Annotated in this window: 13 protein-coding genes and 2 tRNA genes; 9 read left to right on the forward strand and 6 right to left on the reverse strand. The window is 62.1% G+C overall.

The features are described from left to right. From ACTJJN_RS26370 to ACTJJN_RS26385, 4 genes are all read left to right on the forward strand, one after another. Positions 1–77 (forward strand) — tRNA-Met (locus ACTJJN_RS26370). 134 nt (positions 78–211) lie between these two features. Beyond that, a tRNA-Met gene (locus tag ACTJJN_RS26375) sits at positions 212–288 on the forward strand. Positions 289–549: 261 nt separating this feature from the next. Next, entirely contained in the window at positions 550–3,192 is a 2,643-nt protein-coding gene (mprF, locus tag ACTJJN_RS26380) for a bifunctional lysylphosphatidylglycerol flippase/synthetase MprF (RefSeq protein ID WP_010952355.1), read from the forward strand. After that, positions 3,192–4,484: a virulence factor family protein gene (locus tag ACTJJN_RS26385; RefSeq protein WP_440781756.1), complete on the forward strand. Its 1,293-nt coding sequence runs from the start codon at positions 3,192–3,194 to the stop codon at positions 4,482–4,484. Before mprF ends, ACTJJN_RS26385 begins: the two co-directional genes overlap by 1 nt. A 49-nt stretch (positions 4,485–4,533) precedes the next feature. Here the strand turns inward: ACTJJN_RS26385 and ACTJJN_RS26390 are convergent, their stop codons facing one another. Then, complete coding sequence (locus tag ACTJJN_RS26390) at positions 4,534–6,444, reverse strand: potassium transporter Kup (RefSeq protein WP_012051466.1); 1,911 nt, start codon at positions 6,442–6,444, stop codon at positions 4,534–4,536. Positions 6,445–6,679: 235 nt separating this feature from the next. Here ACTJJN_RS26390 and rimO point away from each other — a divergent pair, with 235 nt between their 5' ends. Continuing rightward, on the forward strand, positions 6,680–8,011 hold the full coding sequence (rimO, locus tag ACTJJN_RS26395) for a 30S ribosomal protein S12 methylthiotransferase RimO (RefSeq protein WP_004576169.1): 1,332 nt from the start codon (positions 6,680–6,682) through the stop codon (positions 8,009–8,011). 71 nt (positions 8,012–8,082) lie between these two features. Here rimO and ACTJJN_RS26400 read toward each other — a convergent pair whose 3' ends face one another. The 4 genes from ACTJJN_RS26400 to ACTJJN_RS26415 all read right to left on the reverse strand — a co-directional run bounded on the left by ACTJJN_RS26400 (position 8,083) and on the right by ACTJJN_RS26415 (position 12,097). Continuing rightward, positions 8,083–8,832: a hypothetical protein gene (locus tag ACTJJN_RS26400; RefSeq protein WP_012051465.1), complete on the reverse strand. Its 750-nt coding sequence runs from the start codon at positions 8,830–8,832 to the stop codon at positions 8,083–8,085. 54 nt (positions 8,833–8,886) lie between these two features. Next, on the reverse strand, positions 8,887–10,596 hold the full coding sequence (locus tag ACTJJN_RS26405; protein ID WP_440781758.1) for a DUF5666 domain-containing protein: 1,710 nt from the start codon (positions 10,594–10,596) through the stop codon (positions 8,887–8,889). Further along, positions 10,593–11,438 carry a DUF6502 family protein gene (locus tag ACTJJN_RS26410; protein ID WP_003254799.1) on the reverse strand — a complete coding sequence of 282 codons (846 nt, stop codon included), beginning with the start codon at positions 11,436–11,438 and terminating at the stop codon, positions 10,593–10,595. The genes ACTJJN_RS26405 and ACTJJN_RS26410 overlap by 4 nt, the downstream gene beginning before the upstream one ends. A gap of 191 nt (positions 11,439–11,629) precedes the next feature. Next, a complete protein-coding gene (locus ACTJJN_RS26415) occupies positions 11,630–12,097 on the reverse strand; it encodes a hypothetical protein (RefSeq protein ID WP_440781759.1) in 468 nt (155 codons plus the stop codon). Between the two features lie 294 nt (positions 12,098–12,391). Here ACTJJN_RS26415 and ACTJJN_RS26420 point away from each other — a divergent pair, with 294 nt between their 5' ends. The 4 genes from ACTJJN_RS26420 to tsaA all read left to right on the forward strand — a co-directional run bounded on the left by ACTJJN_RS26420 (position 12,392) and on the right by tsaA (position 14,887). Then, positions 12,392–12,847: a GNAT family N-acetyltransferase gene (locus tag ACTJJN_RS26420; protein ID WP_003254803.1), complete on the forward strand. Its 456-nt coding sequence runs from the start codon at positions 12,392–12,394 to the stop codon at positions 12,845–12,847. A 119-nt stretch (positions 12,848–12,966) separates the two neighbouring features. Continuing rightward, entirely contained in the window at positions 12,967–13,677 is a 711-nt protein-coding gene (locus ACTJJN_RS26425) for an rRNA pseudouridine synthase (protein WP_021783315.1), read from the forward strand. Between the two features lie 49 nt (positions 13,678–13,726). Then, a complete protein-coding gene (locus ACTJJN_RS26430; protein ID WP_003254807.1) occupies positions 13,727–14,188 on the forward strand; it encodes a DUF1456 family protein in 462 nt (153 codons plus the stop codon). Between the two features lie 6 nt (positions 14,189–14,194). Beyond that, complete coding sequence (gene tsaA / locus ACTJJN_RS26435) at positions 14,195–14,887, forward strand: tRNA (N6-threonylcarbamoyladenosine(37)-N6)-methyltransferase TrmO (protein ID WP_004576837.1); 693 nt, start codon at positions 14,195–14,197, stop codon at positions 14,885–14,887. Between the two features lie 106 nt (positions 14,888–14,993). On the opposite strand, the gene ltrA is transcribed toward tsaA, so the two are convergent. After that, complete coding sequence (gene ltrA, locus ACTJJN_RS26440) at positions 14,994–16,415, reverse strand: group II intron reverse transcriptase/maturase (RefSeq protein ID WP_221101214.1); 1,422 nt, start codon at positions 16,413–16,415, stop codon at positions 14,994–14,996. Positions 16,416–16,843: the final 428 nt, after the last annotated feature.

The following is a 16,843-nucleotide window of genomic DNA, read 5'->3' on the forward strand; positions in this document are numbered from 1 at the left end:
CGCGGGATGGAGCAGCCTGGTAGCTCGTCGGGCTCATAACCCGAAGGTCGTCGGTTCAAATCCGGCTCCCGCAACCAGATTCGAGAAAAGGCCACTGTTAACGCAGTGGCCTTTTTCTTTGCCCGTTAAAAAGCTTTTCCGAAAAAGCCTCGAAAAATCAAAGCCTAGCGCTTGACATATAAACTATACGCTGTAGAATCCGCCCCACTGACGCGGGATGGAGCAGCCTGGTAGCTCGTCGGGCTCATAACCCGAAGGTCGTCGGTTCAAATCCGGCTCCCGCAACCATATTCGTCAGAACAAACCCCGCCTGTGTAAAAGCAGCGCGGGGTTTGTTGCTTTATACCTCCCTGATTTTCGTCGCCTCGATTTTCCCTCCCCTCATGCCAACCCGCAGGCTTGAGATGTCGTGCCCAGGATGAACTATCTTTAACCCTGCCAAGCCGCTGCAAACGCTTGAGGCCGGAGTAACATTGGATACGTTTTCTTAAGGGACTTTCACTTGGCCGCACCTTTCCTTCACCTCGCGCCGCATGCCCGGGGCAACTCATGACTTCGCACAATCCCGAACCGCCGGTGCCACTCGCTACGGCGCTACCCGGTGCTGTGCAGCGCCTGCCCCTACTCGAACGCCTGAGTCGCTACCGCCAGCCCATAGGCCTGATGGTGACCCTGTTACTGTTCACGATGGCCTTGATTGCCTGCCGCCACCTGCTGAGCGAGCTGGACATCTATGCCTTGCACGATGCCATGCTCAGTGTGCCCACCCAGTCATTGCTGGGCGCCTTGCTGGCAACGGTGATCGGCTTTGTGATCCTGCTGGGCTACGAGTGGTCGGCCAGCCGCTATGCGGGCGTGAAACTGCCAGCACGCAGCCTGGCACTGGGCGGCTTCAGCGCCTTTGCCATCGGCAACGCCATCGGCCTGTCGATGCTCTCTGGCGGCTCGGTTCGCTATCGCCTGTACGCACGGCAAGGGCTTGGTGCTGGCGAAGTCGCACGCATGACCGTGTTTGCCAGCCTGTCACTGGGCTGCGCGCTGCCGCCCCTGGCCGCCTTGGCGACATTGAGCAACCTGCCGGCGGCCTCGACAGCGCTCGGGTTGGCGCCCGGCCTGCTGGCAGCTGTTGCCAGCGCCGTGCTGGTGGTGTCTGCCTTACTGGTAATTGGCTTGTACCGCCGACGCCTGGCCGAGCAACCGGCGGCCAATAACCTGCTCGTTCAACTGGGGCGGCGCACACTTCGCCTGCCGGATGCACGCCTGGCGGCCCTGCAATTGCTGATAACCGCGCTGGATGTGGCGGCGGCGGCCACCGTGCTCTACCTGTTGCTGCCCGAAGCCCCTCCTTTCGGCGCGTTCGTGCTGGTGTACCTGCTGGCCTTGGCCGCGGGCGTGCTCAGCCACGTACCGGGCGGCGTCGGGGTGTTCGAAGCGATCCTGCTGGCGGCCTTTGCCGACCAGCTCGGTGCCGCACCGCTGGCGGCTGCCTTGCTGCTGTACCGGCTGATCTATGTGGTGCTGCCACTGCTGCTGGCCTGCGTGTTGCTGCTGGCCAATGAAGCCCGACGCCTGCTGTTTGCGCAACAGGCCATCAAGGCCGCTTCAGGTCTGGCCGCACCGATCCTGTCGATTCTGGTGTTCCTGTCCGGCGTGGTGCTGCTTTTTTCCGGTGCCACGCCCGAGATAGATACGCGCCTGGAGCATATGGGTTTCCTGGTGCCACACCGGCTGATCGACGCCTCTCATTTCGGCGCCAGCCTGATCGGTGTGCTATGCCTGCTGCTGGCCCAAGGCCTACGCCGGCGCCTGTCCGCCGCCTGGCTACTGACCACCGTGCTGTTGCTGGTCGGCGCCCTGCTGTCGCTGTTGAAGGGCTTTGACTGGGAAGAGGCTTGCCTGCTGACCTTTACCGCCGCCCTGCTCGCACTGTTCCGCCGCTCGTTCTATCGCCCCAGCCGACTGCTGGAGCTGCCCTTCTCACCGGTTTTCCTGGTGGCCAGCGCCTGTACGGTGGGCGCATCAGTGTGGCTTCTGCTGTTCGCCTACCAGGATGTGCCTTACAGCCATCAGCTGTGGTGGCAGTTCACCCTCGATGCCGACGCGCCACGCGGCCTGCGCGCCGCCATGGGCAGTGCCTTGCTGCTGGCTGCCGTGGCACTGACGTGGCTGCTGCGCACAGCGCCGCCCGTGATCCACCTGCCCGATGAAGAAGAGCTGCAACGCGCCAACCGCATCCTGCAGGCCTCCGACCAACCCGACGGCGGCTTGGCGCTGACTGGCGACAAGGCGTTGCTGTTCCACCCGCGTGGTAACGCGTTCCTCATGTACGCCCGGCGCGGCCGCAGCCTGGTGGCGCTGTACGACCCGATAGGCCCGGCCCAGGAACGCGCCGAGATGATCTGGCAGTTCCGCGACCTGTGCGACCTGCACCACGCACGCCCCGTGTTCTACCAGGTACGTGCGGAGAACCTGCCGTTCTACATGGACATCGGCCTGACCGCATTGAAGCTCGGTGAAGAAGCCCGGGTCGACTTGCGCCGCTTTGACCTTGAAGCCAAAGGCAAGGAGATGAAAGACCTGCGCTACACCTGGAACCGCGGCGGACGCGATGGCCTGAGCCTGGAGATCCATGAGCCCGGCCACGCCCCGCTGGCTGAGCTGAAGGAAATTTCCGACGCCTGGCTCGGCGGTAAAAACGTGCGCGAGAAAGGCTTCTCGCTGGGGCGCTTCAGCCCAGACTACCTGCAGCACTTCCGCATAGCCCTGATTCGCTTCCAGGGCCGCCCGGTAGCCTTCGCCAACTTGCTGGAAACCCATGGAAACGAGCTGGCCAGCCTCGACCTGATGCGTGCGCACCCCGAAGCGCCAAAGCTGACCATGGAGTTCATGATGATCGGCTTGATCCTGCACTACAAAAGCCATGACTACGGGCGTTTCAGCCTGGGCATGGTACCGCTGTCCGGCCTGCAACCCAGGCGCGGCGCCCCCTTGACCCAGCGCTTGGGTTCGCTGGTGTTCCGCCGTGGTGAACAGCTTTACAACTTCCAGGGGCTTCGACGCTTCAAGGACAAGTTCCAGCCGGACTGGGAACCCCGCTACATGGCCGTGCCAGCCGGGCTTGACCCGCTGGTGGCACTGGCCGACACCGCCGCCCTGATTGCAGGCGGCCTGACTGGATTGGTGAAACGCTGATGACCCGACGCTTTTGGTTGTACCTGCTGGTTCCCCTGCTGCTGGCCGCCCTGGGTGGTGCGCTGGCCTTCTGGCTGTGGACGCGCCCGGCTCCCGAGGCGCGCCTGGAGCAAATGAGCATCAATGACACCAGCATCACCCGTGTTACCCCTGGCGTGCACCCCAAGGCCCGGGTGGCCATCGGCGTGCCACAAGACCAGGCACTGACGGGCAAGCAACTGCTCGACCTGAGCCAGGCCGGTGAAGCCCAGCTGGTACAGGTGATTCTGCCGCCTGGCGACTGCAGCAAGCAGCAACAGGCCATGGACCAGGCGCTGACTCAACTGCAGGAAAAACCGACCTTGGTCGCCGGCATCGGCCCCGGTGCCACCCAGGCCTGGCGCTGGCTGGCCAGCCAGAACGATGACAAGGCGCGGGCCATTTCCGTGGGCTTCACCCTCGAACAGCCTGACTGCCAGGCACCGCTGCCCAAATCGGCTGCCCATGGCCACTGGAGCGTCGCCTGGAACGACAACCCGGATGACGCCAGCGCCGCCTTCGTGCGCGACCAGGCCAACGCCGAAACCAGCATCAGCGACTACGACATCCACTTGCCACAAGTGCTCAAGGCGCAACTGACCCAAGCCCTGGTCGGCCGCGACGGTAACGCACTGGCCATCCCGGTGGTCGAAGTGCCGGCCGGGCAAACCACAGACACGGTTACCTTGTTCCTCTCTGGTGATGGCGGCTGGCGCGACCTGGACCGCGACGTGGCCGGGGAAATGGCCAAGCTGGGTTACCCGGTGGTGGGCATCGACACGCTGCGCTACTACTGGCAGCACAAGACCCCGGAACAAAGCGCCGCCGACCTTTCCGAGCTGATGCATCACTACCGGCAGAAGTGGGGTACCAAGCGCTTCGTATTGACCGGCTATTCGTTCGGCGCCGACGTGCTGCCGGCAATCTACAACCGCCTGCCCGTCGAGGACCAGCAGCGTATCGACGCGGTGGTGCTGCTAGCCTTTGCGCGCAGTGGCAGCTTCGAGATCGAGGTCGAGGGTTGGCTGGGCAAGGAAGGCCAGGAAGCGCCAACCGGGCCGGAAATGGCCAAGCTGCCAGCGTCCAAGGTCGTGTGCGTATATGGCGTCGAGGAAACCGACGAGAGCGGTTGCACGGAAAAGACGGCAGTGGGTGAACGCCTGAAACTGCCTGGTGGTCACCACTTCGACGAGAACTACCCGGCACTCGCCAAGCGCTTGATTGGCGAGATCGAGACGCGCCAGGGCAAGACCAGCGTAGCTGAACAGAACTGACAAGGGTCAGGGCCGCTCTGCGGCCCTGACCCTTGCTGTGCAAACCCATTCAGATCTCGACCTGCGTCCCCAGTTCGATCACCCGGTTCAACGGCAGGTTGAAGAAGCGCAAGTTGCCGTTGGCATTTTTCAGCAGGAACGCGAACAGGTTGCCCCGCCAGCGCGACATCCCCTCCAGCCGTGACGCGATCACCGTCTCGCGGCTGAGGAAGTAGGTAGTGCGCATGGGCGTGAAGTCCAGGTCATCCAGATGACACAGCTTCAACGCGGCAGGCACGTCCGGCTCATCCATGAACCCAAAGTGCAGCAACACACGGAAGAATCCGTCGCCATAGGCTTCCACCTCGAAACGCTCATGTTCCGGTACCCGCGGCCGGTCTTCGCTGACCACCGTCAGCAGCACCACCTGGCTGTGCAACACCTGGTTGTGCAACATGTTGTGCAACAGCGCATGCGGCACGGCATCGGAGCGTGCCGTCAGAAACACTGCAGTCCCCTCGACCCGGTGCGGTGGCTGAATGCGGATGCTGCTGATGAACAATGGCAATGGCAGGGCACCTTCATCGATGCGCTCGACCAGAATCTGCTTGCCGCGCTTCCAGGTGCTCATCAGCAGGTAGAGCACACCACCGGCCAACACGGGGAAGGCACCACCCTGGACGATTTTCGGCACGTTGGCGGCGAAGAACAGCCCGTCGACAAACAGGAAGCCGACCAGAATCGGCACTGCAAGCAGCGGCGGCCACTTCCACAGCAGCAGCATCACCGCGGACACCAGGATGGTGGTCATCAGCATGGTACCGGTGACCGCAACCCCGTAGGCTGCCGCCAGAGCGCCCGAGGACCCGAAGCCGATGACCAGCAGCACCACACCCACCATCAGCGTCCAGTTCACTGCACCAATGTAGATCTGCCCCTGCTCGTCGCTTGAGGTGTGCTGAATCTGCATACGTGGGATGTAGCCCAGCTGAATGGCCTGACGGGTCAGGGAGAAGGCCCCGGAAATCACCGCCTGCGAAGCGATAACCGTGGCCATGGTGGCCAGCCCGACCAACGGCAGCAGCGCCCAGCCCGGCGCCAGCAGGTAGAACGGGTTGCGCGCGGCCTCCGGGTTTTGCAGCAGCAGTGCACCCTGGCCAAAATAATTGAGCACCAGCGCCGGGAGCACCAGGATGAACCAGGCCCGGGCAATCGGCTTGCGGCCAAAGTGCCCCATGTCGGCGTACAGCGCCTCGGCACCGGTCAGCGCCAGCACTACCGCACCCAGAATGGCCACGCCAATACCGGGGTGCACCACGAAGAAGTTGACTGCCCAGCCCGGGTTGAACGCCTTGAGTACTTCCGGGCTCTGCGAGATGCCATGCACACCCAGCGCGCCCAGCGCCACGAACCAGGTCACCATGATCGGACCAAACAGCTTGCCGATCTTCTCAGTGCCATGTTGCTGCACCAGGAACAGCGCCACCAGCACCACCAGCGAAATTGGCACCACCCAGTGGTCGATGCCATCGAAGGCCAGGCCCATGCCCTCCACCGCCGACAGCACCGACACCGCCGGGGTGATCATGCTGTCGCCATAAAACAGCGAAGCGCCGATCAAGCCACAGATCACCATCAGCGTGCGCAGCCGCGGGTACGCCGCCGTGGCCCGCCGCGCCAGAGCGGTCAACGCCATGGTGCCACCCTCCCCCTGGTTATCGGCACGCAAGATGAACATCACATACTTGAATGACACCACCCACAACAACGACCAAAGGATCAGCGACAGGATCCCCAGCACGCCATCATGGTTGACCGACACCCCGTAGCCGCCGGTAAAGACTTCCTTGAGGGTATACAACGGGCTGGTGCCGATATCGCCATAAACTACCCCGACCGCCGCCACGAGCAGGCCCACCGACCGTGACGCACCCTGCTTCCCCTCGTGCCCGCCCTCAGCGTGACTGCTTGCCTGAACCATCGACCACTCCCGCAAACGGCCTTCACGGCCCTTGGTAATCAATCTGCCACCAGGCCCTGGAAGGTACCCCGGCGCAACGGCGCGAAGCATAGCGCAGCGTTCGTCGTATTTCTGCTGGTCAAGCGCCCTTGCGCTCGCTAGAATTGCGCACTTTTTGATCAGAGGCGCCAAAAGCGCCCGTCAAGTTCGCCCCCGATTCCGGCCGGGCGACCTGTATTCAATACCGAGGTTAGTCATGTCCACCACGCCCGCCACCCCCAAGGTAGGTTTCGTAAGCCTGGGTTGCCCAAAAGCCCTGGTCGACTCCGAGCGCATCCTGACCCAGCTGCGCATGGAAGGCTATGAAGTCGTACCCACCTACGAGGACGCCGACGTGGTGGTGGTCAACACCTGCGGCTTCATCGACAGCGCCAAGGCCGAATCGCTGGAAGTGATCGGCGAAGCCATCAAGGAAAACGGCAAGGTGATCGTCACCGGCTGCATGGGCGTCGAAGAAGGCAGCATCCGTGACGTGCACCCAAGCGTGCTGTCGGTCACTGGCCCGCAGCAGTACGAGCAGGTAGTCAACGCCGTTCACGAAGTGGTGCCGCCGCGTCAGGACCACAACCCGCTGATCGACCTGGTGCCGCCACAGGGCGTCAAGCTGACCCCGCGCCACTATGCCTACCTGAAGATCTCCGAAGGCTGCAACCACAGCTGCAGCTTCTGCATCATCCCGTCGATGCGCGGCAAGCTGGTCAGCCGCCCGGTGGGTGAAGTGCTGAGCGAGGCCGAGCGCCTGGTCAAGGCCGGGGTGAAGGAAATCCTGGTGATTTCCCAAGACACCAGCGCCTACGGCGTCGACGTCAAGTACAAGACCGACTTCTGGAACGGCCGCCCGGTGAAGACCCGCATGCTCGAGCTGTGCGAAGCACTGAGCAGCCTGGGCGCCTGGGTACGCCTGCACTATGTGTACCCTTACCCGAACGTTGACGACGTGATCCCGCTGATGGCTGCCGGCAAGATCCTGCCGTACCTGGACATCCCGTTCCAGCACGCCAGCCCGAAAGTGCTCAAGTCGATGAAGCGCCCGGCCTTCGAAGACCGCACCCTGGCGCGCATCAAGAACTGGCGCGAGCAGTGCCCTGAGCTGGTGATCCGCTCCACCTTCATCGTCGGCTTCCCGGGCGAGACCGAGGAAGACTTCCAGTACCTGCTGGACTGGCTGACCGAAGCCCAGCTCGACCGCGTGGGCTGCTTCCAGTACTCGCCGGTGGAAGGCGCCCCGGCCAACGACCTGGGCCTGGCCGAAGTACCGGACGACGTCAAGCAAGAGCGCTGGGACCGCTTCATGGCCCACCAGCAGGCCATCAGTGCTGCCCGCCTGCAATTGCGCATCGGCAAGGAAATCGACGTGCTGATCGACGAAGTCGAGGAACAAGGTTCGGTTGGCCGCAGCTTCTTCGATGCACCGGAAATCGATGGCAGCGTGTTCATCGATGGCGACCATGGTTTCAAGCCAGGCGACAAAGTGCGTTGCCGTGTGGTGGATGCCGACGAGTACGACATGTGGGCTGAACCCATCTAAAACGGCTGAAGCCTGCAAAGCCCCTGCCCCGGCGTTCTCCATAGGGAATGACCGGCGCAGGGGCTTTTTTGTCAGAACGTGTGAAACAGCATCAGGCCGCCCTCGGCATCCGGGCTGGCATCCGAGAAGCCTTTGACTGCATAGAGTTGGACTTTCCACTGCTGGTTGAGCTTGTGGGTGAGGAACAGGGTAAGCTCCTTGATCTGCGCCCCGGTCGAGACCACTTTCTGCCGCCAATCGTAGGAGGCGCCGGCCGAAGTACCGACCGCCACCGGCAGGGCAAAGCCGAGACTGGCAAATACCGGGTCATCGAAGTCGCTATCGGGCGGGTCACCGAACTTCTTCCAACCCAGCGTCGCGAAACCGGTGACCGGGCCAAAGCCCTTGGCTATGTCGACCTGGGTGGTGTAATCGTACTGGCCGGTGCCCAGGCACTGGTCTTCATCAGCGGTAGGGAATTTGACCTTGCCGATCAGGTCCAGCATCAGGCCGCCGTCACGACCATCGAGCAGTGCATAGGCGGCGCTGGCAACCGTGTCACCCAACCCGCTTTCCACGTCTCGGCAACCACCGGGCAAGGGGTCACCATTGGGGCCGACTTCGGGGTTGGTGATACGCAACCAAGGCACGGTAACCTTGTAGGTCATGGGGCCGCTCTCATACTTGCCGACCACCGGCACATACCAGATTTCCGAAGTGGTGCCGGTACCATAGTCGCCACTTGAATAATCCATGCCAATGGCGGCACTGAAGGTATCGGCCAGCGCCGACACGCAGGTGCACGAGAGCAAACAGGCGAACAGAGGGAGCGTGGGTCTCATTTGCAACTCAGTACTCTTTCGGGAAGCATGGCCAGACTTACCCAGCCTAGTTGGCTAACGCCCGGATCGCTCTGGATGCTCGACTTTTTCCACCGTCTCTGCCTTTTCCGGCCTCTCCACCTTTTCAACTTTCTCTGGTAACTCCACCTTTTCGACCCGCTCAGGCTTTTCTACTTTTTCTACTTTCTCGGGCTTCTCGACTTTCTCGACTTTCTCGACTTTCTCAACCTTCTCGACCTTCTCGACCTTCTCGACCTTCTCGACCTTCTCGACCTTCTCGACCTTCTCGACCTTCTCGACCTTCTCGACCTTCTCGACCTTCTCGACTTTCTCGGGCTTCTCGACCTTGTCTACTTTTTCGACCTTTCCGGTGTTTTCGACTTCGACCTTCTCAACCCGATCGGAGCTTCCACTGTTGCTGCGCGTCGATTGCTCCAATGCGTCGAGGTGTACCGACTTTCCCGACTTTTCACCGCTGCCATGGTCACTGGAGCCGTCAACGGCACTGCGCCCACTGTGATCATCGCTGTTTTCATCGCGATCGCTGGCCCCATCGCTTGCGCCATGACCGCTGCTGGAGCCGCCGGAGCTACTTCCGTCATGCTCACCACCGTGCCCCGACTGGCTTCTGTCAGGATTGTCGACACGGTCGTCCTGGAATTCCACGCGGGTTGCCCGCAGCTCGTGAGTTCCATTGAGCACCCCGCTCACCCGCACACGTTGATCAAGCGCCAACGCCGCTGGCTGCCGACCGACAATTACGGTGCCCTGCCCCAATGTCACATTGAGACCTGCAACCACCAACTGCCGAGCTTGTGTGCGCTGTACCAGCCCTTCAACCACCGCCTGCTGGACACGACCAGCAAAAGGCAGGCTCGGGTCTGGACGGGTTTGCGCCACTTCAAGCTGGCGCCCGGTCCACTGGCCGCGCACCAGCACCTCACGTGCAGGCGCCACACGGGTACCCAACTTCAACCCTTGAAGGCTGCCAGTGCGATCAACCGCGCCGATGGCGCTGGCCTCCCTCAACCCCGGTGCCCGTTCGATACGGGTCGCCACGACTTCTCCCCGGGCATCGCGCAGGCCGCTGACCCTCACGGGCTCACCCGGGCGCAACCCTTCAGCTACCCGCGCGCCAGCGGCCAGCCGCACGGGTTGGCCCATGACCCGCAGCGGGGCCGAGGCATTGGGCAGCGCCGTCAACGGCCCTTCGAAGACGTTGAGGATCGAAATGCGCCCCGCTTGCAGGCCGCGCTGGGTGGCGAATGCCTCCACCGCCACCACCTGCCCGATCGCCAGGTGACCACTGCTGGCAGGCGCACCGTTTTCACTCACCGGTACGTCCTTGCCATAGTGCACTTCCATGCCATTGACGCAGATCGAGGCGAAGCCGGTGATGGTACCGACGATGCCTGTACCCCCAGTACCACCCGGGCGCAGGATCGGCGTACCGGTACCACCTACATCACCGTGGCGCTGATCAAAGTAGGTGCCGTCCACACCCTCCGCCACCGCGCCTGTGCCGCCTGTACCACCCGGACGTTGCTGGACTGGGGCACCGGTGCCACCGACGCCGCCATTTTCATTGCGTACACCGGTGCCGCCCATACCGCCGGGAAACTGCAGGCCTGCGGCACCGGCCATACCCATCTCGTCACGGCTGACACACACCGGCGCTGCGGCCACCTCGGCCGGGGCCATCAGGTTTCCCCCGAAAACCAGGGCAAACATGACAGCACTGAGGTAGCGCACAGGAAGAGTCATGGGCCGGGTGTCTTCGACGGGTCGGAATCGGTAGCTTCAGTGTAGAAATAAAGCCCGACAGTGATGCGCTGACGTTGTTCGATACCGGGCTCATCAGCACTCTCCAACGCTGCTGCAAGCCGGCTGAAGGCAAGTAGTGTCTGCATGCCATCCTTGGCTACCACATCTCGCAAATGCTCGACGCTGGCCGGGCTCAAGGCATCGTAGTGCACGCTACGCTCAAAAAATGGCGGACCTTCGCCGCTGAGGTTGTGCACCGCCGCACAGGCATGGTCATGCAGGTTGTGGCCGAAGTACGCAGCCTTTTCATCAAAACCCTTCTGTGGCACGAATGCATGGGCTTCCAAGTGCACGCAATCCTGCTCATCGAGCCGCACGACGCCCAGGCGCAACCATTCGTCCAACACCACCCGGCCGCGGATATCGGTGCTGACCTTGGCGACCAGGGCGTCGAATGAGCAATCGCCACCCACACTGGCTAGCCGCGCAAGCGCCCTCGCCTGGCCGGGTGCCGAGCAGAATGGTGGGGTGTTGGTCCATACATTGACCAACTGTGCACCTAGCGTGATGTTATCCGGCAGGGCCGCAATTGCAGTGTCACCCTCATTACGCAGCCGCCGGACATCTTTACGATGTACGCCGGTAAGCAGGCTGATGCGGCTATCGGTTGGCGCGGTGTCGTTCAGGCGAAACTCGCGATGGGCCACATCGACGAACACCTCCTTGAGCAGGTCGGTGAACATCGTGTAGGTAACCCCTTTGCGCAGCATCAGGCGCACCAGCGGGCGCATCACACGCCGCAGCGCACTCAGCATCGACGGGGGTAAGACAGGCGATTGCATCGAGGGCATTCCTTGACAGAGGCACCCAGTATAAGACGCGGGAATTAATCCCACGCAAACCGCAATCATATCCCGGCATGGACGAGGAAAAAGCTGTCAGCGCTCATTGGAAATGACGTGATAAAGGCAAGACAGGCCAGAACCTGCTCATACAAAACCCGTCCGCTGGGTTTTGTATGGGCCACTTCGGGTCAGCGCCAATCAGCTTCTGCTGTTGTCATCCCCGGCCTCGCCGCCGGCATGAACACCGTGGTCATCACCCGGTTCGCCACCCACATGGTTGCCGTGATCGTCACCAGGTTCACCACCAACATGATTGCCGTGATCATCGCCAGGCTCACCGCCGACATGATTACCATGATCATCCCCGGGTTCCCCCCCCGCGTGATTGCCATGATCGTCACCCGCTTCAGCATGGTTGCTGCTGCGCCCAGCGTTTGAATTACCGTCGTGGCCACTGCCGCTGTTGCCGGCATGGCCACCACCGTCACCGCCGCTGCCGTGGCCACCACTTCCGCTTCCGCCACCATGGCCACCGCCGCCACCACTTCCACCACCACCGTGGCCACCGCCACCGCCACTTCCACCGCCACCGCCACCGCCACCGCCACCGCCACCGCCACCGCCACCGCCATCTTTAGCGTAGGCACTGGAGCCATGAGAAATCGAGTCAGGGATCAAGGCAATGGACATCGACAACACGCCAGCTACAGCAGCCGCGAGTAAAGCCTTCTTGAACAGCAGGTGGATTTGCATAGTCCGTCTCCAGGTCTTCGCCACGAGAACGCCAAATCAGTCAGTAATCTTGCTTCAGATTGAACTTATATTTACGTGGGATTTTTTCCCACGCTTAATTAATAGACCGTCACCCCTCAGGTCTCAAGCGCTAAGCGAACAAGCCGACCGGTGGTTGGCCTGCTATGTTTTCCCTATCGCCCCAGAGGAACACCGGCATGGCTGCGCTACTGACGCTGCAAACCCCGCGCTTGTGCGACTACAGCGAGCTGGTACAGGTGTGGGAGGATTCAGTACGCGCCACCCACGACTTTCTGCCAGAGGGTTATATCCTGCTACTGCGCGAACATGTGCTGCGCCGCTACCTCGACGCAGTGATGCTGATCTGCTGCAAGGACCGCCAGCGCATCTGTGGTTTCGCCGGTGTCGCCAACGGGCGGGTGGACATGCTGTTCGTCGCACCTGGCTACCGCGGCCAAGGGGTAGGCAAGCGCCTGCTGCGCTATGCCATCAATGAGCTGAATGCCGAGTACCTTGACGTCAACGAACAGAACCCGAAAGCGCTGGGCTTCTACCTGCATGAGGGTTTCGAGGTCATCGGCCGTTCGGAAACCGACGGCCTGGGCCAGCCCTATCCTCTGCTGCACATGAGGCTAATGCGCACAGTGCCTTGAGGCGGCGCCTGAATGTGCCGCGCTATGTGTCCAAAATGGCGCATCTGACACAGATTCCCATCATCTACCGCTTGCAGGCAGGTACAATGGAGGCCTTTCCCTGCCTTGCGAATTGCCCCATGTCCGAACCCGTCCGCCTGTCCAAACGCCTCATCGAGCAGCTCGGCTGCTCCCGCCGCGAGGCCGAGCAGTACATTGAAGGAGGCTGGGTAACGGTCGATGGCGTGGTGGTCGAGCAGCCGCAGTTCAAGGTTGAGCAGCAGCGCGTCGAACTGCTGCCGGGCGCCCGTGCCGAAACCCTGGAGCCGGTGACCCTGCTGCTGAACCAGCCAGCCGGCATGGACAGTGAAGACGCCCGCGCCAGCATGAACATGGGCAGCCTTAGCGAGGCCCACCGCGAAGGCGTGCGCGCCCTGCACGGGCATTTTGCCCGGCAGGCCTGCGTGGCACCGCTGGAGCGGGGCGCCAGCGGCCTGCAGGTGTTTACCCAGGACTGGCGGGTATCCCGCAAGATCGAGGCCGACCTGCGTCGCCTGGAGCAAGAGTTCATCATTGAAGTGCGCGGCGAAACCACCCCCCAGGCGCTGGAACGCCTGGCGCGTGGGGCCATGCGCAATGACCGCGAGTTGCCCAAGGCCAAGGCCAGCTGGCAGAACGAGACACACCTGCGCATGGTGTTGAAAAACCCACAACCAGGGCAGATTTCCGAGCTATGCGCCTACCTGCGCCTGGAGCTTTTAAGCATGCGACGCATTCGCCTGGGTGGTGTGTCGATGGGCAAGCTGCCCTTGGGCCAATGGCGTTACCTGGCTACCTCCGAACGTTTCTAAGCAATACGCCGCGCCGGAACGCGCGGCACCTGAACAGGATTCTGCTGCAATGAACCACAACGACGTCCTGCGCAGCCTGCGCTACATGCTCAAGGTGAACGACGCCAAGATGGCCGAGATCATCGGGCTCTCTGGCCTCGAAGTGCATCCTCTGGTGCTGGCCACCTACCTGAAAAAAGAAGAAGAGGAAGGCTTCGTGCGCTGCCCGGAACGGGTGATGGCGCACTTCCTTGACGGCCTGGTGATCTACCGCCGAGGCAAAGACGATAGCCGCCCGCAGCAGCCGATCGAGCTGCCGGTAACCAACAACCTGATCCTCAAGAAGCTGCGTGTGGCCTTTGAGCTCAAGGAAGACGACCTGCACGCGATTCTCAAGTCGGTCAACTTCCCGGTCAGCAAACCTGAGCTCAGCGCGCTGTTCCGTAAGGCTGGCCACGACAACTACCGCCCGTGTGGCGACCAGTTGATGCGCAACTTCCTCAAGGGCCTGACCCTGCGCGTGCGCGGCTGAGTGGCCATGCAGCATACGGTTGTCCCGGTCGGCATCGTCCACTCCTGTTTCAAGGAAAAGTTCGCCATTCCGCGCCAGCCGCAGCTGGCGCCTGCCGCCCGTGGCGTACTCGAACTGTTGCCGCCGTTCGATCAAGGTGACGCGGTCGAAGGCCTGGAGCAGGTCAGCCATGTCTGGCTGCTGTTCCTGTTCCACCAGGCCCTGGAAGAAAAGCCGCGCCTGAAAGTGCGGCCTCCGCGTCTTGGCGGCAACAAGAGCATGGGGGTGTTCGCCACCCGCGCCACCCACCGGCCCAACGGCATCGGCCAGTCGGTGGTACGCCTGGAGGGCGTGGAGCCCGGGCGCCTGCTGCTGTCCGGGATCGACCTGCTCGACGGCACGCCGGTGCTGGACATCAAGCCGTATGTGCCCTATGCCGACAGCGTCGCTGGCGCCAGCAACCAGATGGCCAATGCAGCGCCTGTGGCAATTGCCGTGCAGTGGGCGGACAACGCCCTGATCCAGGCCCGCGAGCATGCGCTGCGTTTGAATGAGCCGCTGGTGCAACTGATCGAGCAATGCCTGGCGCAGGACCCACGGCCGGCCTACCAGATACCACCGTCCGAGCGGGTGTACGGGGTGAAGTTCTGGGATGTGCAAGTAAGGTGGCATTACCCACAGCCGGACGTCATCCGGGTGATGGAGGTGGTACTGGGCTGAGGGCCACCGCATCGCCCTGTGTGGGAGCGCGCAGAATTGAGTAGGAGGCGGGTTCACACCCGCCGTCCTCTCACACCACCGTGCGTACGGTTCCGTACACGGCGGTTCAAGCTATGCGGCTAAGCCGGTTGATCGTATCCAGTATCGAGACCAGTCCGAGTCGATCCCATAGTTTCTTCGGCAGCGCCTGATTCATATGTGGCGCCCCCGAGTTCCACCATGGGCCTCGGCCGTTATAGGCCGATTTACAGGCACGCTCCTCGCTTAAGCCCAGACGCATCAGGTTGCGCGCCCTCGTAGAGGGCTGTTTCCATTGGCGCCAAATGGCACAGCGGAGTTTGTGCCTGATCCAGCCATCCAGCTCCTCAAGTGGCCGCTTGCTCTGGCTGAGCTTGAAGTAACCCGCCCAACCTCGTAGTACGGGGTTTATCCGCTCGATGGTGTTTGCCATCTTGCGGCCCCGCGCGCCGCATAGCAGCTCTGCGAGCCGGTCGCGCAGGCGACTCAGGCTCACCGTTGCCACCCGCAACCTTGGCTGCTGATGCCAGCTCATCCCATAACCCAAGTAATCACACTTCCAGGCTCTCGCGACTCGACTCTTCTTCTGATTCACCGTCAGTTTCAAACGTTGACTCAGGAAGCGCTCGACACTAGCCAGTACCCGTTCGCCAGCCCGAGGACTGCGCACATAAATGTTCGCGTCATCGGCATAGCGCACGAAGCGATGGCCCCGCCGCTCCAGTTCGCGGTCAAATTCATCGAGCAGGATATTCGACAGCAGCGGCGAGAGCGGGCCGCCTTGCGGCGTCCCTTCCTGCCGTGGACTGACGACACCGCCTGACATGACTCCCGCTTCAAGGTAGCGACGGATAAGCCTAAGTACGCACTTATCTTTGACCCGGCGCTCGATACAGGCCATGAGGATGTCGTGGTTGACCCGATCAAAAAACTTCTCCAGATCGACTTCCACGCACCACCGGTGCCCCGATGCCACATGGGCACGGGCCATCTCGACAGCTTGATGCGCGCTCCTGCCCGGACGGAAGCCGTAGCTAAAATCCGAGAACAAAGGATCGAAGAATGGCGTGAGTTGTTGCAGCAATGCCTGCTGGATCAGGCGATCCACGACGCTGGGAATTCCCAGTTGCCGCGTGCCGCCCTGCGGCTTGAGAATTTCAACCGCACGTACGGCTTGGGGATGGTATTCACCGGCCAGCAATCTGCCTTTGAGGATTGGCCAATACTGATTCACATAGCCTGCAAGGTCGGCGACCGTCATGCCATCGGCACCCGGCGCTCCCTTATTGCTGACTACGCGCTTATACGCACGTCTGAGGTTGGCCGGTGCGAGCACCCGCTCCATCAGCGTGTCCGGCTCTGCGTTCGTCCACGCCGATGACGCCGTCGATACCTTTGCGCTGTCAGGCATCATCCTCGGCTTCTGGCCGGGATTCGGAGTGACAGATTCCGTTTTAGGAAATTTCTGCATTGCGGCTACCAACGAGACAGTGACGCCTACTGGCGGCATAACCTGTTCGGCCCTTGGTGACGCGGTTAACCGCCACTTACTACGGCCTCGGCTGACTTCTGCACGCTCATCCCGTCGCCTCTCGACGCTCGGTAGCACCAAGGCAAGCGTACAGATCTCCCAGGGTAATTCGCGTGACCTTCCTGCTTATGCCTGTCGGATTTACGTCGCAGCGTTCCGTGCAAGTATTGGGCTTTGACGATTATGGCCGTCTTGCCCCGCTGCGCCGCCTGATCCGCTTCCTGTTCGTCAGGCCAGCATTTTGCCTCGGGCTTCCTTCAGATTCGTAGTCGCCCACGACACCCTTGCCTCTGGCTAACACTTCCCCTTGCCGGGTGTGTAGAGGACTTTCACCCCCAAGTCACCAGCGAGGCCACCACAGCCAAGCTGGTTGCGCTATCGCGCAACGCGCCATGCCTGGCGCACCA

Origin of the sequence: Pseudomonas sp. 22515, assembly GCF_052044625.1 — a bacterium.
Classification (GTDB): Bacteria; Pseudomonadota; Gammaproteobacteria; order Pseudomonadales; family Pseudomonadaceae; genus Aquipseudomonas; species Aquipseudomonas alloputida.